This is a genomic window from Paracoccus litorisediminis (genome assembly GCF_009711205.1).
GTDB classification, from domain to species: Bacteria; Pseudomonadota; Alphaproteobacteria; order Rhodobacterales; family Rhodobacteraceae; genus Paracoccus; species Paracoccus litorisediminis.
In genome coordinates this window covers 78,833-99,913 of the sequence record NZ_WMIG01000006.1, presented here as the reverse complement: position 1 = coordinate 99,913, position 21,081 = coordinate 78,833, and the positions used below count along the sequence as shown (strand labels likewise).

The window sequence follows — 21,081 nt, the reverse complement described above, 5'->3', positions numbered from 1 at the left end:
TCGCAAGGAACAAGGCTGGGTCGTGAGGGCGCGGCGCAGCCGGTCGCCTGACGGGCAGCTTCAAAGCAACCTGCGGTTTGTGCAAGCCGGTTCTGGATTAATTTCAATCGGGTTGGCTTTGCTGTTGCGGTCTAGGCCCGTGCGAACAACCCGGTCGTCTCGCGCAGCATCAGCAACGGGGCCAGCAGGGTGCGCGGCGCAATCGGCTCGCCGCCGATCAGGCGCAACATCAGTTGCGCGGCGGTGCGGCCAATCTCGCGCTTGGGCTGGCGGATCGTGGTCAGCGCCGGGGCCAGATACGAGGCCAGCTCGATATCGTCAAAACCCATGATCGAGACATCGCGCGGCACGACATGGCCCGCCCTTTGCAGCGCCGCCATGAAGGCGCAGGCCATTTCATCCGAAAAGGCAAAGACCGCGCTGGGGCGGTCGCTGGGCGCCAGCGCCATCCACGCATACGCGGCGGCCTTCCCGGATTGCAGGGTGAAATCGCCGGGAAAATGCGTCAGCCGGGCGGGACCGGCGGCATCCTCGGCCCCGGTCAGGCGGGCGCGGTGCAGGACGTTTTCGGCCGGGCCGCCGATCAGGCCGATATGGTCATGGCCCAGCCCGCGCAGATGCCGGATCGCCAGACGTGCGCCCTCGCGGTTGTCCAGCGTGATCCGGGGGACGGGGCTGTCCTCGATCCATTCGCAGGCGGTGATCAGGGGCGGCAGATCGCGCTGGTCCTGCAGATCGGCCAACGATACCTGCCCGTCCAGGAGGATCACCCCATCGCAGCGCGAGGGATCAAGGAACCGGCTAAGCGCGGTGTGGCGGCCCTTGTCCTCAAGGGTGTCCGCAACCAGCAGGTCATACCCCGCGCGGGCCAGTTCATGCCCCATTCCGTCAAGGATCTTGGCGAAGAAGGGATTGGCAAGGTTCGGGACCAGCGCGACGACGCTGCCGGTGCGCTGTTTGCGCAGGTTCCGGGCCGCGTGGTTCATGCGGTAGCCGGTATCCTCGACCGCCTGCAGGACGGTGGCGCGGGTCGTCTCGGCCACCAGATCGGGATGCGACAGCACCCGGCTGACCGTTGCCGCCGAGACCCCGGCGCGCCGCGCTACATCCGCCAATTTGACCCGAGAGAGTGTTCTTTCCATGTCCTGAAACTAGGCCGTGAAAGAAAGTGTTGCAATCGATTTCAGTCCAGTGCAGCCTGACGGGCAAGAGAGGGGATCATCCATGCAGACGATCAAGGGGCCTGCGCTGTTTCTGGCGCAGTTCATCGGCGCTGATGCGCCATTTGACAGCTGGGATTCGATCACCCGCTGGGCGGCGGATTGCGGCTACAAGGGCGTGCAGGTCCCGACCAATGACCCGCGTATTCTGGATCTGGACCGCGCGGCGGAATCGCAGACCTATCGCGACGAGTTCCTTGGCATCGCACGCCAGAACGGCGTCGAGGTGACCGAGCTTTCGACCCATCTGCAGGGCCAGTTGATCGCCGTCCACCCGGCATATGACGCAGGCTTCGACGCCTTCGCCCCCGAGGCGTTGCGAGGCAATCCCGCGGCGCGTCAGGCTTGGGCGGTCGATCAGGTCGGCAAGGCGATCCGGGTCAGCGGGCAGTTGGGTCTTAAGGCGATGGCGACGTTTTCGGGCGCCTTGGCCTGGCCTTATCTGTATCCTTGGCCGCAGCGCGCGCCCGGTCTGGTCGATGCCGCCTTTGACACTCTGGCCGCACGTTGGCGCCCGCTGCTGGATCTGGCCGAGGATCACGGCGTCGATGTCTGCTACGAGATCCACCCCGGCGAGGATCTGCATGACGGCGTGACCTTTGAGATGTTCCTTGATCGCGTCGGCGGCCATGCGCGGGCGAACATGGTCTATGATCCGTCGCATTACGTCCTGCAACAGCTTGATTACCTGCAACATATCGACATCTACCATGACCGGATCAGGATGTTCCACGTCAAGGATGCCGAGTTCCGTCCGAATGGCCGGCAGGGCGTCTATGGCGGCTATCAGTCATGGGTCGATCGCGCCGGACGCTTCCGCAGTCTTGGTGATGGGCAGGTCGATTTCAAGGCGATCTTCTCGAAGCTGACGCAATACGACTTTGACGGCTGGGCGGTCGTCGAATGGGAATGCGCCCTGAAACACCCCGAGGACGGCGCGCGCGAAGGCGCGAAATTCGTGCGTGATCATATCATCCGCGTGACACCGCACGCTTTCGACGATTTCGCGGCCAGTGCGGTGGACCCCGCCGCCATCAACAAGGCACTTGGGCTATGAAACCTATCCGGCTGGGCATGGTGGGCGGCGGCAGCGGCGCCTTTATCGGGGCGATCCACCGCATCGCCGCACGCATGGACGGGCGGTTCGATCTGGTGGCGGGCGCGCTCAGCAGCGATCCGACCCGTGCGGCTTCCAGCGCCGCCGATCTGGGCATCCGCGGCTACACCAGCTTTGCCGAAATGGCCCGCCTTGAGGCCGCCCGCGACGACGGGATCGAGGCCGTGGCCATCGTCACCCCGAACCACATGCATGCCGCCCCCGCCGTGGCATTCCTGAATGCGGGCATCCATGTCATCTGCGACAAGCCGCTGAGTGCGACGGCAGAACAGGCGCGCCAGATTGCCGATGCCGCAGCCGAAAGCCCGGCGCGCTTCTTTCTGACCCATAACTACTCGGCCCTGCCCATGGTCCGAGAGGCGCGTGCGCTGGTGGCCGAAGGCGCGTTGGGGCAGGTCCGGCTGGTCCATGCGGAATATCTGCAGGGCTGGCTGTCGGATGAGGTGCATAACAAGCAGGCCGATTGGCGCACCGATCCGGCGCAGGCCGGGGCAGGGGCGCTTGGCGATATTGGCACACATGCCTGGCAACTGGCGGAGTTCGTGACCGGGCAGACGCCCAGCCATGTCTCGGCCGACCTGTCCAGCGTGGTGCCGGGGCGGCCCATCGACGACGATGCGCGGGTGGCGCTGCGCTATGCCTCGGGGGCCAAGGGCGGGATCTGGGCCAGTCAGGTGGCGCTGGGGATGGAAAACGGGTTGTCGCTGCGGGTCTTTGGCGATCGCGGCGCGCTGGACTGGCGGCTTGGCGACAGCGAGCGGCTGATTTTCACGCCCAAGGACGGCCCGGCGCAGATCCTGACGCGGGCTCAGGACCGCTCGGGGTCGTTCCGCACGCCGCCCGGCCACCCCGAGGGCTATCTGGAGGGTTTCGCCAACCTCTATCTGGACATTGCCGAGATCATTCGGGGCGATACCTCGCGCTTGGACCGGGTGCCGGGACTGGCGGCGGGCCTGTCCGGCATGGCGTTCATCGCCGCGGCCAAGGCATCGTCCGCGCAGGACGGCACTTGGACCGAGGTTCAGCCATGACGGTTCTGGCGCTGCGCAATGTCTCGAAAAGCTTCGGCCCGATCGAGGTTTTGCACGGCGTCGACCTGGCCCTTGAGCCGGGCGAGGTGCACGCGCTGATCGGCGAGAACGGCGCGGGCAAATCCACGATCATGAAGATCCTTGGCGGGTTTCTGGACCCGACGACGGGCGATCTGTTGCTGGACGGCCAACCCCGCCAATTCACCAGCGGCCCGCAGGCCGAGGCGGCGGGCGTCGTGGTCATCCATCAGGAATTCAACCTTGCCCCCGATCTGTCGGTCGCGGCCAACGTCTTTCTGGGACGCGAGGCCGGAGGCTTCCGGCTGGATCACCGCGCCATGCGCGAGGGCACGGCTGATCTGCTGGGCCAGCTTCACAGCCCGATCGACCCCGATACATTGATCCGCGATCTGTCGGTCCCTGATCGCCAGATGGTCGAGATCGCCAAGGCCCTGTCGCGCAAGGCGCGGGTGCTGATCATGGACGAACCCAGCGCCGTCCTGACCCATCGTGAGGTCGGCGCGCTTTATGAACAGATCGACCGGCTGCGGGGGCAGGGCGTGGCGATCCTGTATTGCTCGCACCGGCTGGATGAGGTCGCGCATCTGGCCGACCGCATCACCGTGCTGCGCGATGGCCGGGTGGTGCGTCAGGCGCTGCGCGGCGAGTTGGACGAAAACGGCATGGCGACCGCGATGGTCGGGCGCGAGCTGCAGGATTTCTATCCGCCCAAGGGGCATCCCTCGGACGCCCTCGCGCTTCAGGTCACCGGTCTGACCGTGCCGGGCGAGGTGCATGGCGTGGATCTGTCTCTGCGTCAGGGCGAGGTGCTGGGCATTGCCGGGCTGGTCGGATCAGGCCGGACCGAACTGGCCGAGGGGCTGGTCGGCCTGCGTCCCGCCAGCGCCGAGATCCGCGTGAACGGCCAGCCGGTCCACATCCGGGAATTGCGCGATGCCTTTGCGGCGGGGCTGGCCTATCTGACCGAGGACCGCAAGGAAGCCGGGCTGCTGCTGGAAAAGGATCTGCGCGTGAACCTGACGCTCGCGACGCTCGAGCGTTTCGGCGGCTTTCGCATCGACACCAGCGCCGAGGACGCGGCGCTGGACCGCGCCGTCGCCGATTTCGACATCCGCGCCCCGCGCCGCGACATGCAGACGGGCAAGCTATCCGGTGGCAACCAGCAAAAACTGTTGTTGGCCAAGACCATGCTGCCTGATCCCAGAATTATCATCATCGATGAACCGACCCGCGGCATCGATGTCGGCACCAAGCGCCAGATCTATGCCTTCATCCGCAAGCTGGCCGATGAGGGCCGCAGCCTGGTCGTCATCAGCAGCGAGATGACCGAGGTGATCGGCCTGTCCGACCGCATTCTAGTCATGCGCGGGGGCCGCATCGCGGGTGAGATTTCGGGCCCGGACATGACCGAAGAAAACATTGTGCGCCTTGCCATGGGCGTCAGCAGCGAGGCCGCATGAACCGTCTGAACCTGCATACGCTTGGTCCCATCGTCGCGCTGATCGCGCTGATCATTCTGGGCGCGATGCTGAATCCGGCCTTTCTGGCGCCGGCGAATATCACCAACGTGCTGGCGCGCTCGGCCTTTATCGGGATGATCGCGGTGGGCATGACCTTTGTCATCACCTCGGGCGGGCTGGACCTGTCGGTCGGTTCGATGGCGGCGTTTCTGGCCGGGGTGGCGATCATCGCGATGAATGCGGTCGCACCCGCACTGGGGGTGCATTGGGGCACGATCCTGCTGGGCATGGGCGTCGCCCTGCTTGGCGGGCTTGCGGCAGGCTGGCTGAACGGAGCACTGGTCACCAAGGCGCGGATCGAGCCCTTCATCGTCACGCTGGGCACGATGGGGATTTTCCGCTCGCTGGTGACATGGCTGGCGGATGGCGGCACGCTGAGCCTTGGCTCGGGGCTGCGCACGCTTTACCGCCCGGTCTATTTCGGCGGCATTGGCTGGATCACCTGGCCGATCATCACCTTTGCCGTGGTCGCGATCATCGGGGAATGGATGATGCGCCATTCCCGCTTTGGCCGCCATGTCGAAGCCATCGGCTCAAACGAACGGGTCGCGCGTTATTCCGGCATCGACGTGAACCGCGTCAAGCTGATGACCTATGTGCTGCTGGGCCTGCTGGTCGGGCTGGCGGTCGTGCTGTACGTCCCGCGCCTTGGCTCGGCCTCGGGCTCGACCGGCGTCCTGTGGGAACTTGAGGCGATTGCCGCCGTCATCATCGGCGGCACCGCGCTGAAGGGCGGCACGGGCCGGGTCTGGGGCACCGTGGTTGGTGTCCTGATCCTGTCGCTGATCGACAATATCCTGAATCTGGCCGATCTGGTCAGCCCCTATCTGAACGGGGCCATCCAGGGGGTCATCATCGTTCTTGCTGTCGTCTTGCAGCGGGAAAAAAGCACCGCCGATGAGCGGTAATCCTGGGGAGGAGAGGAATATGCAACGCAGAAACCTGATGAAGGCCGCGGCCCTTGCTGCGACCCTGGGCATGGTGGCGGGCGCGGGTCACGCGCAGGATGCGGAAAAGAAGGTGATCGGCGTCTCGATCCCCTCGGCCACGCATGGCTTCATGGGCGGGCTGAACTGGCATGCGCAGGACACCATCGCGCGACTGGGCAAGGCCTATCCCAATCTGGAATTCGTGCTGGCGACCGCGGGCGATGCCGCCAAGCAGGTCAATGACATCGAAGACATGATGGCCACCCGCAATATCGACGGGCTGGTCGTCCTGCCCTTCGAATCCGAGCCCCTGACCGCGCCGGTCAAGGCGGTCAAAGAGGCGGGCAAATTCGTCACCGTCGTCGATCGCGGCCTGTCCGAGGAGGGCATCGAGGATCTGTATGTCGCGGGCGACAATACCGCCTTCGGCCGGGTTGCGGGCGAGTATTTCAAGACCCACCTGCCTGCTGGATCGAAGATCGTGGTGCTGCGCGGCATCCCGACGACGCTGGACAATGAGCGGGTCGAGGCCTTCCAGAAGGCGCTGGGTTCGGATGTCGAGATCCTCGACATGCAGCACGGCAACTGGAACCGCGATGACGCCTTTACCGTCATGCAGGACTACCTGTCGAAATATCCCAAGATCGACGCGGTCTGGGCTGCCGATGACGACATGGCCATTGGTGTCATGGAGGCCATTGCCGCCGCCAACCGCACCGATGAGATGTGGGTGATCGGCGGCGCGGGCATGAAGGAAATCGTCAAGCGCATCATGGACGGCGACAAGCAACTGCCGGTGAACGTGACCTATCCGCCGGCGCTGATTTCCTCGGCCATCGAGATGACGGCTTTGCGCTTTGTCTCGAACGCGCCGGTGACCGGACGTTTCATCATCGGCTCGCAGCTGATCACCCCGGAAAACGCCGCGCAATTCTACTATCCCGACAGCCCGTTCTAAGCTGAAAGGCTCCGCCCGATGGGGCGGAGCCTGACCCCATCTGTGGCAACTGCGCCCCGCGGCCAAGGGTTGATGTGCCGTCCCCTTGCCGTTTCGCCCAAGCCCCATATTCTGCGCCCCAGAGGTGCCGGTCGGGCCAACAAGGGACGCCAGAATGCTTTTTCTTCAAATCCTTGAAAAGAACGCCCTGATCTTTTTCGCTCTGCTGCTGCTGGCGCTGATCCTGTTCTATCTCATCGGCGTGAAAATCGGCCGCATTCGCCGCAAGGCGATCGGCGAGACACCGGATGAAGGGGCGACGCTGGTCGTGGGCAGTGTGCTGGGGCTTCTGGCTTTCGTTCTGGCGCTGAACCTTGCTGCATCCTCATCGCGGCAGGATGCGCGGCTGGCCGCAGGGCTGGAGGAGGTCAATGCCATCGGCACTGCCATGCTGCAGGCCGATGCCGTGGGTGGCCCGCAAGCCGAGCAGATCAACGCCCGGCTGAGAGAATATCTGGCAACGCGTTACCGTTTCGTGCGCGCCGAGCCGCATTCCGGTGAGATTGCCGAGACGACCGCGCGGACCAACCTGCTGCAAAACGAGATCTGGCAGTTCTTGGAAGAGCGCGTCAGGTCAGAGCCAAACGATGTCACGTCCTCGCTGATGAACTCGTTGAACCTTGCCTTCGATGCCTCGACCAAGATGCGGCTGATGATGGAATACCGGCTGCCGATACAGTTGATCGGGTTGCTTCTTTTCATGAGTCTGCTTGGCTCGGCCACGGTGGGCTATCAGTTCGGCCTGACAGATCGTAAGGGGCCGCTGGCGGCAATCGCGCTGTCGGTCCTGTGGTGCTTGCTGGTCACCACCATCATCGACATCGGCTCGGGCCGGATCTGGACCTTCCGAACCGATACGCGGGTCTATGAATGGCAGTTGCAGGGGCTGGGAATGGATCTGCCGACCCGGTCGGAATAGCTCAGGCGTCCTTGCCGGCCAGCCAGTTGCGGATGATCCCTCGCAGCCGTTCGCCCGAAAAGGACGGGAAATGTCCACCATGGACCAGGCGGACCGGCAGCTCCAGCAGGCGGCGCATCGAGGCGATGTAATCCGCTGGGTCGGAATGATAGGTGTCCTCGATCAGCGGGCCGTCATAGACGATATCGCCGGAGATCAGGATACCGGTAGACGCTTCCCACAGAGCAATGCCGCCGGGTGAGTGGCCAGGAGTGTGGATAACCTCAAAGCTGCGGTCACCCAGATCGATCCGCTCGCCATCCGCAATCAGCCGCGTGGCGGGCGCGGAACGGACGGCATAGGTCGTGGACAGATAGGGCTGTGGCGGCAGGGCGGTGAAGATCTCGTCAGTGACATAGGGATCGGCAAGGGTGCTGGCGCGACTTGGCGCGGCAAGGATCTCTGCCTCGGCCGGATGGCACAACCGGCAATCAAATTCGTGATGACAGCCGATATGGTCGAAATGGGTGTGACTGGCTACGGCGTCCAGCGGACGTTCGCTGACCAGCGGCACCCATTCGCGCAAGCTGACCACGCCCATCCCGCTATCCACCAGCATGTCGCGGTCGCGTCCGCGCACATGCCAGATATTGCAGCGATAGAATTCGTGGATATGCGGCTCGTCTATCCATGTGATGTCGTCCCCCACCCGGCGCAGGCGATACCAGTCGCGGGCGGGGATACGGTTCATGCGGCGGCCTCATGTGGCAGGATGACGGGGTTGCTGGCATAAAGTTGGACCTCGCGGCCCGGTTCCAGCACCGCGCCTTGCGGCAGATGCGCAACCAGCCGCAGGTCGGGGGCGGAAAGCGGCGCGAAATGGCAGCGGTGGTGGGTGCCGAAGAAACCCGTATCGACCAGCCGCGCCGGGCCAAGGGCCAGCTCACCCGCAAAGCCGATATTTTCCGGGCGCAGGCACAGCACGCCACCGCCCGAGGCGACCGGCAAGGGCAGCGCCCCCAGCGGACTGTCCGCACCCGTGCCCTTGGCGGTGACCGGGATGCGGTTCATTTCACCCATGAACCCGGCCGAGAACAGGCTGACGGGGTGCAGATAGACCTCCTCGGGGGTGCCGCAATGTTCGATCCGGCCCTGATTCATCACCACGATGCGATCGGCGACGGCCATGGCTTCTTCCTGATCGTGGGTGACATGGACAAAGGTGGTGCCGACGCGGCGCTGGATCGCCTTCAGCTCATCCTGCATCTGGCGGCGCAGCTTCAGGTCCAGCGCGCCCAAGGGCTCATCCAGCAGCAACACGTCGGGCGAAACCGCCAAGGCGCGGGCCAGGGCGACGCGCTGGCGCTGGCCGCCAGACAGCTCATGCGGGCGACGCTCGGCCTTGTCGCCCAGTCCCACCATGTCCAGCATCTCCTGTGCGCGGTCTCGGCGCGGGGTCTTGGCCACGCCGCGCATGCGCAACCCGAAGGCCACGTTGTCGCGCAGGCTCATATGCGGGAACAGGGCGTAGTCCTGAAACATCGTGGTCGTCGGACGGCCTCGCGGCGGGACATGGGTCATGTCCTTGCCATTGATCAGAACCTTGCCCTGTGTCGGCGTGACAAAGCCGCCAAGGATCGACAGCAGCGTGGTCTTGCCGCAGCCGGAAGGACCCAGCAGCACGATGAACTCGCCTGGCGCGATGGTCAGATCGACCCGGTGCAGGGCGGTGAAAGTGCCGAAGCGATGGTGGATGGCCTGGAAACGGACTTCGGCGGTCATGACCGGGACTTTCTGAACAGGGTGAATTCAAGCGTCACGACAACGGCGACCGAGACGAGGAAGACAAGCGAGCCGATGGCATTGGTCGCCGGCGACAGGCCCGAACGCAGCATGGACCAGATCTCGACCGGCAGGGTGACATCGAAACGGGTCAGCAGGAAGGCGATGATGAACTCGTCCCAGCTGAAGGTGACCGACAGGAAAAACGCGGCGGCCAAGGCGGGCGCCAGCATCGGGGCCGAAATCAGCGCCAACACCTGCCATTCCCGTGCGCCCAGATCGCGAGCGGCGCGCAGCGCATTGCGCTGATGCTCGCCCATCGCGGCGTAGATGATGGAAAAGCACAGCGGCAGGTTGATGACGACATGGCCGATCCCGGTGGACAGAAGCGACGGCCGCACGCCCACCGCGTTGAAGACCTGCAACAGCCCCAGCGCGATGATCAGATAGCTGACGGTCATCGGCGCGATCAGCAACCCGCGCAGCAGAACCGATCCGGGCAGCGCCACTCGTGCCAGTCCCGACGCCGCCAGAAAACCAAGCACCAGCGCCAACGCCGAGGAGCCGAAGGCGACAAGGAACGAATTCCACAGCGCCGCCATCAGGTCGCGATCGGCGATGACCTTGGCATACCATTCCAGCGTGAAGCCCTTGAAGGGCGGAACCGGCAGGCGTCCGTCCTGAAAGGAAAACACCACCAGCGCGCCAACCGGCAGCAGGATGAACAGAAAGAGCAGGACCAGATAGGCCCAGGACAGGATGCGCATCAGACCCGCTCCATCTTCAGCCAGCGGGCGCAGGCGGCATAGGCCAGCGTCACCAGCACCATCAGCACCACCGCCAAGGCCGAGGCCATCGGGTAATCGCCACGCCGCCCCAGTTGCAGCATGATCAGCTGCGGCAGCGTCAGTTCCGAGTTCCCGCCCAGAATCTGCGGCGTGATGTAATCGCCGATGCACAGCACGAAGGTCAGGAATGCCCCGGTTATCACGCCGGGCAGGGTCAGGGGCAGGATCACCAGCCGGATGACCTGCCAGCGCGATGCGCCCAGATCCTCGGCGGCGCGGGCATAGTTAGGCGAAAGCTGCACGAGGTTCGAATAGATCGTCAGCGTCAGCAGCATGACGAAGAAATGCACGAAACCGATGATCGTCGCGGTGCGCGTCGCCATGATCTGCAACGGCTGTTCCAGCAGGCCCAGCTGGATCAGCCCCTGCATGACGATGCCGTTTTCGCCCAGCACCAGCGCCCATGAATAGGAACGCACGACATAGGAAGTCCAGAAAGGCAGCACCGCCAGCATCAGCGCCAGTCTGCGCCATTTCGGGGGCACACGGGTCGCGATGATCCAGGCCAGCGGCCAGGCAAGGATCACCGACAGCACCGTGACGATCGCGGTGATCTCAAGCGAAACGCGGATGCCGCGCAGAAGCGAGGGTTCGGTAAAGATGCGAAGGTAATTGCCGATGCCCGGCCCGCTGACGACCTCGCGGCCTTCCAGATGCGACAGGCTCATCCAGATCATCGCGGCGAAGGGCAGGACAAAGAAGGCGACGGTCCACAGCAGGGCGGGGGCCACCAAGGCGGCCCCCGCCCTGCGTTCTGTCTGTTCGATGCTCATCGGATCAGTTCTGCAGCATGTCGGTCCACAGATCCTGCATCGCCGCATCGTCATCGGCGCTGGGGATCGGGTAAAGCTGCGCGCGTTTCAGGTAATCGGCCTGCGCGTCCCAGCGCAGCACGGCTTTTTGTTCCGGCGTCAGATGCTCGCCCGCTTTCGCATTGGCGGGCATGCCCCAATAGCAGGACGAGGTCGCCAGCCGGGCCTGCCCCTCGGGCGAGGTCACGTATTTGATGAATTCCAGCGCCAGTTCGGGTTTCTGGGAATCCTTCAGCATGGCGATGGATTCGGCCCAAAGGACACCGCCCTCGGCGGGGATCGTATAGTCCAGATCGGGGTTTTCGGCATGCAGGGTGGCGGTCAGGAATTCGCCGCCGCCGACCAGAATGTCGACCTCGCCCGTGGCCAACGCGGTCTGGCTGCCAACCACATCCGCCACCTGTTTCGAGGCAGCCTTCAGCTTCATCAGCGGTTCGCGCAGGCCCTCGATGGCCTCGCCCTTCAGATCGGCGGTTTTGACGCCCTGCGACAGCGCGACGATGCCAAGCGCGGGCAGGTAATAGTCATAGATCCCGATCCGGCCGTCATACTTGCCCGACCATAGGGTCTTGAGGCTTTCCATGTCCTTCGGATCGACCTTGGACTTGTTATAGGCGATGGTGTTGTAGCCGAATTTGTCGGTGACGGCGTAGGTCACGCCATCGCGGCTGTTATGCGATGCCATCACCAGTTCGGGGAAGAAATCCGCGACCGGCAGTGCCTCGGGCGGCAGGGGTGCCAGCACATCGCGGTCGATGGCGCGATGGACGTCGACGGCGTCGATCACCATCACGTCCCAATCGCCGGGGCGCGACTGTTCCAGCATCGTCAGCCCTTCGGCCGTGCCCTGATATTCCTTGACGTTGACCTTGACGTCATGGGCCTTCTCGAACGGCTCAAGAAAGGCCGGGTCGGCGTGGTCGCACCAGACGAGGGCGTTCAACTCTTCGGCGGCATGGGCGGTCAGCGGCGCGACGGCGGCAAGGGCGATCACGGCGCAGGCGGATCTGATCATCATTCAAACTCCTGTCGGTGGAGGACCTCTGACGGGTCCGTTCAAGAAAAAAGTTGAAGCAGTTCATTTTTGCAGTCAATGATAATTTTAGGTCCGACAGGGGAAGCAATGACGGGACTGCGCGAACGACAGAAGGCCGACCGAAACCGCCGCATCCTTGAGGCGGCCAGCACGCTTTTCGGGCAGATGGGATATGAGGCTGCGCGGATAGACACGATCGCCGAGGTCGCCGAGGTTTCTGTCGGAACCCTTTATAATTACTTTGAAAACAAGGCAGACCTTCTGCTGGCTATTGTCAGCATGGAGGTCGAGGAGGTGCTGGCGCAGGGCGAGGTGGTCGTGGCCCGTCCCCCCGAAACCGCCATTCAGGCGATGAGCGTGCTGATCCGCACCTATTACGACCATTCGCTGGTCTATCTGACCAAGGCGATGTGGCGCTCGGCCATGGCGATGACGATCCAGCAGCCCGAGGCACCCTTCTCGCGGCGCTACCGCGAGCTGGACGCAGCGCTGGCCGCGCAGGTCTGTCGGTTGATCGCCACCCTTCAGACCCGGGGTGACGTCCGGCAGGGGATCGGCGCGACTGCCTTGGGCGAGATGGCCTTCAATGACCTCAACGCACTGTTCACCGAATTCATTCTGGACGAGGACCAGCCCCTCGCGCAGCTTCGCGCAAGGCTGGACGCGCATCTGTCCGCCTTTACCACACTGATCGCGACATAGGGGTCATTCGCGATCCGCTGTTGAAACGCTGCCCAATTGATGCTGCACTGCGGAAATTGACGCATTGGCGACGGAGCGACAGATGACGGACGCTGCACTGCCCATCAATCTTGCGCTGCAAGGCGGCGGCTCTCATGGGGCCCTGGCCTGGGGGGTGCTGGACCGGTTGCTTCAGGAACCCCGACTGCGCATCGCGGAAATCAGCGGCACCAGCGCCGGCGCGATGAATGCGGTGGTGCTGGCGCATGGCATGGAAAAGGGCGGTCCCGAGGCCGCGCGCGAGGCCTTGGCCGGCTTCTGGAAGGCGGTCAGCGACGCGGCGCGCTACTCGCCCATGCAGCCGACGATCTGGGACCGGATGAAGGGGGATTTCTCGCTTGATCGTTCGCCGCCCTATCTGATGGCCGAGACGCTAAGCCGAATGTTCTCGCCCTATGAACTGAACCCCTTCGATGTGAACCCGCTGCGCGATCTGGTGCAAGAGTCGGTCGATTTTGACGCCATCAACCGCTCCACCAAGCTGCGCGTCCATCTGAATGCGACCAATGTTCGCACCGGCCACGCCCGGATCTTCTCAAACGGAGAGATCACCTGCGACACGGTGCTGGCCTCCGCCTGTCTGCCGCTGATGTATCGCGCGGTGGAAATCGACGGCGAGGCTTATTGGGACGGCGGCTATTCTGCCAATCCGGCGCTGACGCCGCTGATCATCGACAGCGAGGTCGTCGATGTGCTGATCGTCCAGCTGAACCCGATGCGGCGCGAGAAGCTGCCCCGTAACGCCCGCGAAATCATCAATCGCATCAATGAGATCAGCTTCAACACCAGTCTGATGAAGGAACTGCGTGCGCTCGACAGTCTCAGCCGGCTGGTCGACAAGGGTGTGGTCGAAATGAATGGTGGCATTCACCTGCGCCTGCACATGATCCATGGCGAGGAGGATCTTCAGGACCTGTCCTCATCTTCGAAGATGAATGCGGATTGGGCCTATCTGCAGCATCTGTTCAACTGCGGCACCGCATGGGCAGAGGACTGGTTGCAGAACCATCTGGACGATGTCGGCAAGCGCCCGTCCTTTTATGTCGAAGAGCATTTCGGACGCGAACGGCCTAAAGTGCCGCGATGAGGGGTGCCGGGGCATCTTGACCTTTGCCCCGCGATCCTGCCAATGCCGGGATTTCCAGCATCGCCGATAGCGCCTCGCATCGGGCGCAAGTTGCGGATATCGTGCGGGCAAAGCATTGTCTGAAAGGTCATCGCAGATGAACACCAAGCGCCTCTCGGTCCATATTTTCGGCCTCGCCTCGGCGGCCCTGCTGTCGGCGGGCGCGGCCTTGGCTGCCGATCCTGCGGCGGTGATCCGCGTCGGCTCGCTCTATGAGCCGCAGAACCTCGACAATACGGCGGGCGCGGGGCAGGGCATCAACGAAGCCTTCAACGACAACGTCTATGAGGCGCTGTTTCGCCTGAACGACGATGGCTCGGTCACGCCCGCCCTGGCGGAAAAGCACGAGGTCAGCGAAGATGGGCTGACCCATAGCTTCACCCTGAAGCCCGGCGTGACCTTCCATTCCGGTGAGCCGCTGACGGCCGCCGATGTGAAATACTCGATCGAGCGTGTGACCGCCGAGACCTCGAAATCCTCGCGCAAGAAAAGCCTGTCGACGATCGAATCCATCGACACCCCGGACGACAAGACCGTGGTCATCAAGCTGAAATCGAAGTCGATCTCGCTGCCCTATAACCTCAGCTATGTCTGGGTGGTGAATGATGCGGCGGGCGACATCACCGCCAAGGAAGACGGCACCGGCCCCTATAAGCTGGCCGACTGGAAGCGCGGTTCGGCCTTGTCGCTGGAGGCCTTTGACGGCTACTGGGGCGACAAGCCGGCGAACTCCGGCGCGATCTTCAGCTATTTCACCGAGGCCGCCGCGCTGAACAACGCGCTGCTGACCGATGCGGTGGATGTCATCACCTCGGTACAAAGCCCCGATGCTTTGGCTCAGTTCGAGGATGCCTCAGCCTTCAAGATTTCCGAAGGCAAGTCCACGACCAAGCAGATCATGGCGTATAACGACCGTGTCGCCCCCTTCGACAACGTTAAGGTCCGCAAGGCGCTGGCCCGCGCCGTGGACAAGAAAAAGCTGCTGGAAGCGATCTGGGGCGACCGCGGCATGGTGCTGGGCAGCTTCGTGCCCCCGACCGACGCATGGTATGAGGACCTGACCAGCGTCGATGCCTATGATCCGGAAAGCGCCAAGGCGCTGCTGGCCGAGGCGGGCTTCCCCGAAGGCTTCACCTTCACGCTGGAAACCCCGAATTACGACCCGCATCCGATCACGGCTGAGTTCCTGAAGGCGGAACTGGCCAAGATCGGCGTCACCGTGAACATCCACGTCATCACCGCCAATGAATGGTACACCAAGGTCTATCAGGCCAAGGATTTTCAGGCGACGCTGCAGGAACACGTCAACCACCGCGACGTGGTCTTCTATGGCAACCCGGACTTCTACTGGGGCTATAACAACCCGAAAGTGACCGAACTGGTGGCTGCCGCCGAGGCCAGCGACACCGAGGCCCAACAGGCCGACAAGCTGCGCGAGGCGAACCGCATCATCACCGAGGATGCCGCCTCGAACTGGTTGTTCCTGTATCCGCAGATCGTTGTGTCGAACACGGCGACGACGGGCTATCCGCTGAACGGGCTGAACGCCCAGTTCTTCCTGCGCGGCATCGCCAAAGAGTAACGGATGGGCCGGTATCTTCTGCGCCGGACTTTCGTGCTGGCCCTGTCGCTGATCGCGGCGGGGCTGGTGCTTTTCGTGCTGCTGCGTCTGCTGCCGGGCGATCCGGCGGCGGCGCTTCTTTCGGTCGGCGCGGATGAAGCGCAGATCGCCGCCGCCCGCGCGCAGGTCGGTTCCGATCAGCCGATCTGGGTGCAGCTGGGCATGTTCCTGTCTGATCTGGCGCGCTTCGATCTGGGCAAGTCCTTTGTCTCGGGCACGCCGGTCCTGCCCGAGATTGCGGCGCGCTTGTCTGTGACGCTGCCGCTGACGGTGGCGTCGTTCCTGCTGGCGGTGGCGATTGCGGTGCCGCTGGGCATTATCTCGGCGCTGCGGGCGGATCGCTGGTATGGGGCGCTGCTGTCAGCGGTGTCGCAACTGGGCATCGCGGTTCCGGTCTTTTGGATCGGGGTGCTGCTGATCTGGCTGGTCGCGGTGAAGTGGCGGATGCTGCCCGCGAGCGGTTTCCCGATGAAGGGCTGGCAGGATTTTCCGGGCGCTTTCCGCGCGCTGATCCTGCCGGTGCTGACGATTTCTCTGGTGATGTCTGCGTCGCTCATGCGCTATGTGCGCTCGGCTACTTTGGACGTGCTGGGCGCGGATTATCTGCGCAACGCCCGCGCCTTGGGCGCGAGCTTCCCGCGCGCGCTGATCCGCCACGGCATCCGCAATGGCGCGGTGCCGGTGATCTCCATTCTGGGGATCGAGCTGGCCTCGACCCTGCTGGGCGCAGTCGTGGTTGAGCGGGTCTTTGCGCTGCCCGGGCTGGGCTCGATGCTGCTGCTGGGCATCCAGCAAAGGGATTATCCGACGGTGCAGGGGGTGCTGCTGGTCTCGACCCTGCTGGTGCTGCTGATCGGCTTCGTGGCCGATGTGGTTCAGCGCCTGATCGACCCGCGCCTGCGTGAAACGGTGGCCGGACGATGAGACGCACAAGTCTGTGGATCGGTGCGATCCTTGTCGGGATCAATGTCGCGGTGGCGCTGCTGACGCTGGTCTGGCTGCCCTATGATCCGACCGCGATGGCGGGCGGACGGTTGCAACCGCCGTCTTGGGCGCATTGGGCGGGCACCGACCGGCTGGGGCGCGACTATTTCACCCAAGTCATGATCGGGGCGCGGATCGCGCTAACCGTCGGGATCGGTGCCGCAGCGCTTGGCGGGCTGATCGGGACCACGCTGGGCGTGCTTTCTGCTTTTGCGCAGCGGGGGATCGATGATGCGCTGGCGGCGACGCTGGATATCCTGATCGCCTTCCCGACGCTGCTGCTGGCCATGCTGGTCGTGGCGGCCAGCGATGGGGCGTCCTTGGGCACGGCGATCCTTGCCATCGGCATCGCCATGTCGGCGATCCTTGCACGGCTGGTACGCATCCTGACCAAGCGCGTGCTGGCTCAGGATTACATCACCGCCGCGCGCTGTTCTGGACTGGGCTGGGGGCGGATCGTGCTGGTCCATGTCTTGCCGAATATCGCGCCGACCGTGCTGGTCGCGATTGCGCTGCAATTCGGGCTGGCGGTGATTGCCGAGGCCTCGCTGTCCTATCTGGGCCTTGGCGCGCCGCCGCCGAATGCCTCATGGGGGCAGTTGCTGCAAAGTGCGCAATCGACGGTCTATAATGCGCCGATCGGCGTGATCGCGCCGGGATTGGCGCTGATGGCGCTGGTTCTGGGGATCAACTTCCTTGCCGATGGCTTGCGCGATCTGCTGGACCCGGAAAGGGGGGCGGCATGAGCCTGCTTCAGGTCGAAAATCTGCGCGTCCACGGCCCCGCGCGCGAGTTGGTCCATGGCATCAGCTTCTCGGTCGAGTCCGGCGAAAGGCTGGGGCTGGTCGGCGAAAGCGGCTCGGGCAAGTCGCTGACCGCGATGTCGGTCGTGGGGCTGTTGGCAAATGGCCTTCGGGCCGAGGGCTCGGTCTTGCTGGACGGCCATCAGGTCATCGGCCAGTCGGATCGCGCGCTGGTGCCGCTGCGCGGTTCGGTCGCTGCTGTGGTGTTTCAAGACCCGCGTTCCGCGCTGGACCCGCTGATGCGGCTGGGTGAGCAACTGGCCTTGCCGATCCGCCGCCGCGCCCGACGCGAGGGGCGGGCGCTGGACGCGGCCACCCTGCGCGCCGAACAGCTGCGCTGGCTGGACCGGGTGTCGATTGCCGACCCTGAACGCATCCTGCGCTCATGGCCGCACGAAGTCTCGGGCGGGCAGCGCCAGCGTGTGGCCATCGCCATGGCGCTGGCTTGCGGACCGCGTCTGCTGATCGCGGATGAGCCGACGACTGCGTTGGACGTCACCACGCAGGCCGAGGTTCTGGACCTGCTGGACGATCTGGCCCGCGACGAGGGGCTGGCGCTGCTGTTCATCAGCCATGACCTGCCCGTCGTCGCCCGCATCACCGATCGCGTGATCGTCATGCAGCATGGCCGCGCGGTCGAGGAAGGGCCGGTGGGTCAGGTCTTTACCCGGCCGCAGGACGAATATACCCGCGGTCTGGTCGCCGCAGCGCGCCAGCTGGAAACGGCCGTCAGGGGGATGCGATGAGCCTGATTTCTCTGCGCGATGTGCAGTTCGGCTACGGCGGCCAGCCCATCCTGCATGATGTGTCGCTGGCGCTGGAACAGGGTGAGAGCCTTGGAATTCTGGGCGAAAGCGGCTCGGGGAAATCCACCATCCTGCGGTTGATGCTGGGGCTGGCGCGACCGGATCAGGGCGTGGTCGAGGCTGATGGGTCCGTGCTGGATATCCGCTCGCGTCCCCGGATGCAGGCACATCGGCGCTTCGTCCAACCGGTATTCCAGGACCCCTATACCTCGCTTGATCCAAGGATGAAGGTGCGCCGCATCCTGACCGAGCCCCATGTCGCGCTGGATCTGCCCGGCGATGCCGGTGCTGAGGCCGCGCGGGTTCTGGACGCCGTGGGCCTGCCTGCGGACAGCCTTGATCGCTACCCTCGCGCCTTTTCCGGCGGGCAGCGTCAGCGCATCGCCATTGCCCGAGCCCTGATCGCGCGGCCGCGCGTGTTGCTGGCCGATGAACCGGTTTCTGCGCTGGATCTGGCGACCAAGGTGCGCGTGATCGAGCTGTTAACCGAGCTTGCGCGTGACATCACGCTGGTTCTGGTTTCGCATGACATCGCCATTGTCGCGGCGCTGTGCCCGCGCATGATCGTCCTGCAACAGGGGCGTATCGTCGAGGGGGGCGCGACCCGCCACATCCTGCGCGCGCCCCAGCATCCCTATACGCAGCGGCTTCTGGCCAGCCTGCAGCATATGCCTGAGGAGACCCCATGACCGATTATCAATCCCAGATCGAGGCCTGGCGCGCGGGCCGTCTTGCCGCCCTGACTGCCGAGGATGGCTGGCTGAACCTGACCGACCGGGTCGAGATCGCGGCGGGTCGGCTGACGGTCGGCGCCGGTACAGGAAATGACGTGGTGCTGTCGGTCGGTCCCGAGAGCCTGGGCGTGCTGGAGCTGGACGCCGATGGGACGGCGCGCTTTGACGCGGGGCAGGGATTGCAGGCGCTGAAGCCGGTGCCGGACAACCCGCCGCGGATCAAGGTCGGCGCGCTGCTGCTGGAGGTGACGCAGCTTGAGGGGCAATATGCCCTGCGGGTGCGCGATGCCGATGCGCCTTCGCGCCGCGAGTTTCCGGGGATCGACAGCTATCCGATCGATCCCGCATGGCGGATCGAGGCGGATTGGGAAAAGCTGGAAGTGCCAAAATCCTTGGGCATCGGCATGGTGACGGGTGTGGAAACCTCGGTCCAACTGACCCATGCTGCGCGCTTCACCCATGAGGGAGAACAGGTGGAACTGCTGCCGACACATTGGAAATCCGGCAAGCCGATGTTCGTGATCCGCGACCGCACGGCGGGTCGCGAGACCTATGGCGCCTCGCGCTTCCTGATTGGCGAGATGGCGGGCGACAAGATCGTGCTGGACTTCAACAAGGCCTTCAATCCGCCCTGCGCCTTTACCGAATTCGCGGTCTGCCCGCTGCCTCCGCGTCAGAACATCATGGCCTTTGAAATCCGCGCGGGTGAGAAAAAGCCCATCGAGGGATGAACGAAAAGGGCGGGGCATCGAGCCCCATCCTTTTCGGTCGGTGACGGGATCAGACGATCCCGCCGCCTCCACCCGCGACCCGCGGCCGTTGTTCCGCAGTTTTGGCCCGGTAGCCCGAGGCGCGATAGGCCGCGACTGGGTCGATGGCCGCACCGGCCCGTGCCCGCGCCATGGCGAGGATCGGTTCGACATCGGTGCGGAATGCGGCACGCAGGGTTGCCGCTGCCATCAGCGCATCGTTTTCCTGCCGGTAGCCATCGAGCGCGGCGCGGTCGACCAGCGAGGCCTGCACATAGGCGCGCTGGATCTCGCAGGCCGAGACGATCAGACTTTCGATCGGGTCGGTGACATTATGACTTTGGTCGATCATATGCGCGAGGTTCAGGCCGGGGGTGTTTTCCAGCTCGACCAGCTCGTTGAAGACAAGGAACAGGCGGAACGGCTCGATCGTGCCGCTGTCCAGATCGTCATCGCCATATTTGCTGTCGTTGAAATGGAAGCCGCCCAGTTTGCCTGCGCGGATCAGGCGCGCGACGATCATCTCGATATTCACGTTCGGGGCGTGATGGCCCAGATCGACCAGGCATTGCGCCTTGGGGCCAAGCTCTTGCGCGGTCATCAGGCTGGTGCCCCAATCCTGCACCACGGTCGAATAGAAGGCGGGTTCATAGATCTTGTGTTCTGAGAAGATCCGCCAATCGTCCGGCAGCCCGGCATAGACCTGCTTCATCGCCTCCAGATAGCGGTCGAACTGGCGAGACAGCGAGGTCTGGCCGGGGAAGTTCGAGCCGTCGCCGATCCAGACTGTCAGCGCCTTGGAGCCAATCTGACGGCCGATCTCGATGCATTCCAGATTGTGTTCGACCGCCTGCTCGCGGGTGGCGGCATCGGTATGGGAAAGCGAGCCGAATTTGTAGCTGCGTTCCTGATCCGGCTGATCCTGAAAGGTGTTTGAGTTCATGGCGTCAAAGCCAAGCTCGCATTCCCCGGCCTTTTCCAGCAGTAGCGCGGGGTCCTCCTTGTCCCAGGGAATATGCAGGCTGACCGATGGCGTGGCATCGGTCAGACGGTTAATGACCGCGCAATCGTCCAGCTTGTCCATGATGCCGCGTGGTTCGCCCAGACCCGGAAAGCGGGCAAAGCGCGTGCCGCCGGTGCCGGTGCCCCAACTGGGAACGGCAACGCCAAAGGCCGTGGCGCGGGCGGTCAGATCCTCGATATCGACATCACGGCGGGCAAGGCGCGCGGCGAGGGCCTCGTAATCCTGCGCCAGATCCTTGGCGCGGGCGGCGTTTTCAGCCTCGATCAGGTGCTTGTCGATCAT

The 21,081-nt window shown here is 64.1% G+C and carries 21 protein-coding genes; 14 read left to right on the top strand and 7 right to left on the bottom strand.

Features of this window, described 5'->3' with window-relative positions; genetic code table 11:
• Window positions 1-131 precede the first annotated feature (131 nt).
• Window positions 132-1,142: a LacI family DNA-binding transcriptional regulator gene (locus GL300_RS13115; protein WP_155040091.1), complete on the bottom strand. Its 1,011-nt coding sequence runs from the start codon at window positions 1,140-1,142 to the stop codon at window positions 132-134.
• Between the two features lie 82 nt (window positions 1,143-1,224).
• Here GL300_RS13115 and GL300_RS13110 point away from each other — a divergent pair, with 82 nt between their 5' ends.
• The 6 genes from GL300_RS13110 (at window position 1,225) to GL300_RS13085 (ending at window position 7,754) form a co-directional block, all read left to right on the top strand.
• On the top strand, window positions 1,225-2,277 hold the full coding sequence (locus GL300_RS13110) for a sugar phosphate isomerase/epimerase family protein (protein ID WP_155040090.1): 1,053 nt from the start codon (window positions 1,225-1,227) through the stop codon (window positions 2,275-2,277).
• Window positions 2,274-3,368 (top strand): Gfo/Idh/MocA family protein, encoded by a 1,095-nt coding sequence (locus GL300_RS13105; RefSeq protein WP_155040089.1) that lies wholly within the window; start codon window positions 2,274-2,276, stop codon window positions 3,366-3,368. The genes GL300_RS13110 and GL300_RS13105 overlap by 4 nt, the downstream gene beginning before the upstream one ends.
• On the top strand, window positions 3,365-4,849 hold the full coding sequence (locus tag GL300_RS13100) for a sugar ABC transporter ATP-binding protein (protein ID WP_155040088.1): 1,485 nt from the start codon (window positions 3,365-3,367) through the stop codon (window positions 4,847-4,849). Before GL300_RS13105 ends, GL300_RS13100 begins: the two co-directional genes overlap by 4 nt.
• Window positions 4,846-5,817, top strand: a complete 972-nt coding sequence (locus GL300_RS13095; protein WP_155040087.1) for an ABC transporter permease — start codon at window positions 4,846-4,848, stop codon at window positions 5,815-5,817. Before GL300_RS13100 ends, GL300_RS13095 begins: the two co-directional genes overlap by 4 nt.
• Before the next feature lie 19 nt (window positions 5,818-5,836).
• On the top strand, window positions 5,837-6,796 hold the full coding sequence (locus tag GL300_RS13090) for an ABC transporter substrate-binding protein (protein ID WP_155040086.1): 960 nt from the start codon (window positions 5,837-5,839) through the stop codon (window positions 6,794-6,796).
• 154 nt (window positions 6,797-6,950) lie between these two features.
• On the top strand, window positions 6,951-7,754 hold the full coding sequence (locus tag GL300_RS13085; protein WP_155040085.1) for a hypothetical protein: 804 nt from the start codon (window positions 6,951-6,953) through the stop codon (window positions 7,752-7,754).
• Between the two features lies 1 nt (window position 7,755).
• Here the strand turns inward: GL300_RS13085 and GL300_RS13080 are convergent, their stop codons facing one another.
• Genes GL300_RS13080 through GL300_RS13060 form a run of 5 tightly spaced genes read right to left on the bottom strand, consistent with a single transcriptional unit; the run spans window position 7,756 to window position 12,193 of the window.
• The gene (locus GL300_RS13080; protein WP_155040084.1) at window positions 7,756-8,484 is read right to left on the bottom strand and encodes an MBL fold metallo-hydrolase; all 729 of its coding nucleotides are present in this window, start codon (window positions 8,482-8,484) and stop codon (window positions 7,756-7,758) included.
• Complete coding sequence (locus GL300_RS27440; RefSeq protein ID WP_155040083.1) at window positions 8,481-9,515, bottom strand: ABC transporter ATP-binding protein; 1,035 nt, start codon at window positions 9,513-9,515, stop codon at window positions 8,481-8,483. The genes GL300_RS13080 and GL300_RS27440 overlap by 4 nt, the downstream gene beginning before the upstream one ends.
• Window positions 9,512-10,282: an ABC transporter permease gene (locus tag GL300_RS13070; RefSeq protein WP_155040082.1), complete on the bottom strand. Its 771-nt coding sequence runs from the start codon at window positions 10,280-10,282 to the stop codon at window positions 9,512-9,514. The genes GL300_RS27440 and GL300_RS13070 overlap by 4 nt, the downstream gene beginning before the upstream one ends.
• Entirely contained in the window at window positions 10,282-11,136 is an 855-nt protein-coding gene (locus tag GL300_RS13065; RefSeq protein ID WP_155040081.1) for an ABC transporter permease, read from the bottom strand. The genes GL300_RS13070 and GL300_RS13065 overlap by 1 nt, the downstream gene beginning before the upstream one ends.
• 4 nt (window positions 11,137-11,140) lie before the next feature.
• Window positions 11,141-12,193 carry an ABC transporter substrate-binding protein gene (locus tag GL300_RS13060; protein WP_155040080.1) on the bottom strand — a complete coding sequence of 351 codons (1,053 nt, stop codon included), beginning with the start codon at window positions 12,191-12,193 and terminating at the stop codon, window positions 11,141-11,143.
• A gap of 105 nt (window positions 12,194-12,298) precedes the next feature.
• On the opposite strand from GL300_RS13060, the gene GL300_RS13055 reads away from it, so the two are divergent.
• The 8 genes from GL300_RS13055 to GL300_RS13020 all read left to right on the top strand — a co-directional run bounded on the left by GL300_RS13055 (window position 12,299) and on the right by GL300_RS13020 (window position 19,757).
• Window positions 12,299-12,913: a TetR/AcrR family transcriptional regulator gene (locus GL300_RS13055; RefSeq protein ID WP_155040079.1), complete on the top strand. Its 615-nt coding sequence runs from the start codon at window positions 12,299-12,301 to the stop codon at window positions 12,911-12,913.
• A gap of 82 nt (window positions 12,914-12,995) precedes the next feature.
• Window positions 12,996-14,039 carry a patatin-like phospholipase family protein gene (locus GL300_RS13050; protein WP_155040078.1) on the top strand — a complete coding sequence of 348 codons (1,044 nt, stop codon included), beginning with the start codon at window positions 12,996-12,998 and terminating at the stop codon, window positions 14,037-14,039.
• A gap of 136 nt (window positions 14,040-14,175) precedes the next feature.
• Complete coding sequence (locus GL300_RS13045) at window positions 14,176-15,660, top strand: ABC transporter substrate-binding protein (RefSeq protein ID WP_155040077.1); 1,485 nt, start codon at window positions 14,176-14,178, stop codon at window positions 15,658-15,660.
• Between the two features lie 3 nt (window positions 15,661-15,663).
• Window positions 15,664-16,623 (top strand): ABC transporter permease, encoded by a 960-nt coding sequence (locus tag GL300_RS13040; RefSeq protein ID WP_155040076.1) that lies wholly within the window; start codon window positions 15,664-15,666, stop codon window positions 16,621-16,623.
• Complete coding sequence (locus GL300_RS13035; RefSeq protein ID WP_155040075.1) at window positions 16,620-17,429, top strand: ABC transporter permease; 810 nt, start codon at window positions 16,620-16,622, stop codon at window positions 17,427-17,429. Before GL300_RS13040 ends, GL300_RS13035 begins: the two co-directional genes overlap by 4 nt.
• Window positions 17,426-18,232: an ATP-binding cassette domain-containing protein gene (locus tag GL300_RS13030; protein ID WP_155040074.1), complete on the top strand. Its 807-nt coding sequence runs from the start codon at window positions 17,426-17,428 to the stop codon at window positions 18,230-18,232. The genes GL300_RS13035 and GL300_RS13030 overlap by 4 nt, the downstream gene beginning before the upstream one ends.
• The gene (locus GL300_RS13025) at window positions 18,229-18,981 is read left to right on the top strand and encodes an ABC transporter ATP-binding protein (RefSeq protein ID WP_155040073.1); all 753 of its coding nucleotides are present in this window, start codon (window positions 18,229-18,231) and stop codon (window positions 18,979-18,981) included. Before GL300_RS13030 ends, GL300_RS13025 begins: the two co-directional genes overlap by 4 nt.
• Window positions 18,978-19,757 (top strand): DUF1684 domain-containing protein, encoded by a 780-nt coding sequence (locus GL300_RS13020; RefSeq protein ID WP_155040072.1) that lies wholly within the window; start codon window positions 18,978-18,980, stop codon window positions 19,755-19,757. The genes GL300_RS13025 and GL300_RS13020 overlap by 4 nt, the downstream gene beginning before the upstream one ends.
• Window positions 19,758-19,806: 49 nt before the next feature.
• Here GL300_RS13020 and rhaI read toward each other — a convergent pair whose 3' ends face one another.
• Window positions 19,807-21,081, bottom strand: a complete 1,275-nt coding sequence (gene rhaI, locus GL300_RS13015; RefSeq protein WP_155040071.1) for an L-rhamnose catabolism isomerase — start codon at window positions 21,079-21,081, stop codon at window positions 19,807-19,809.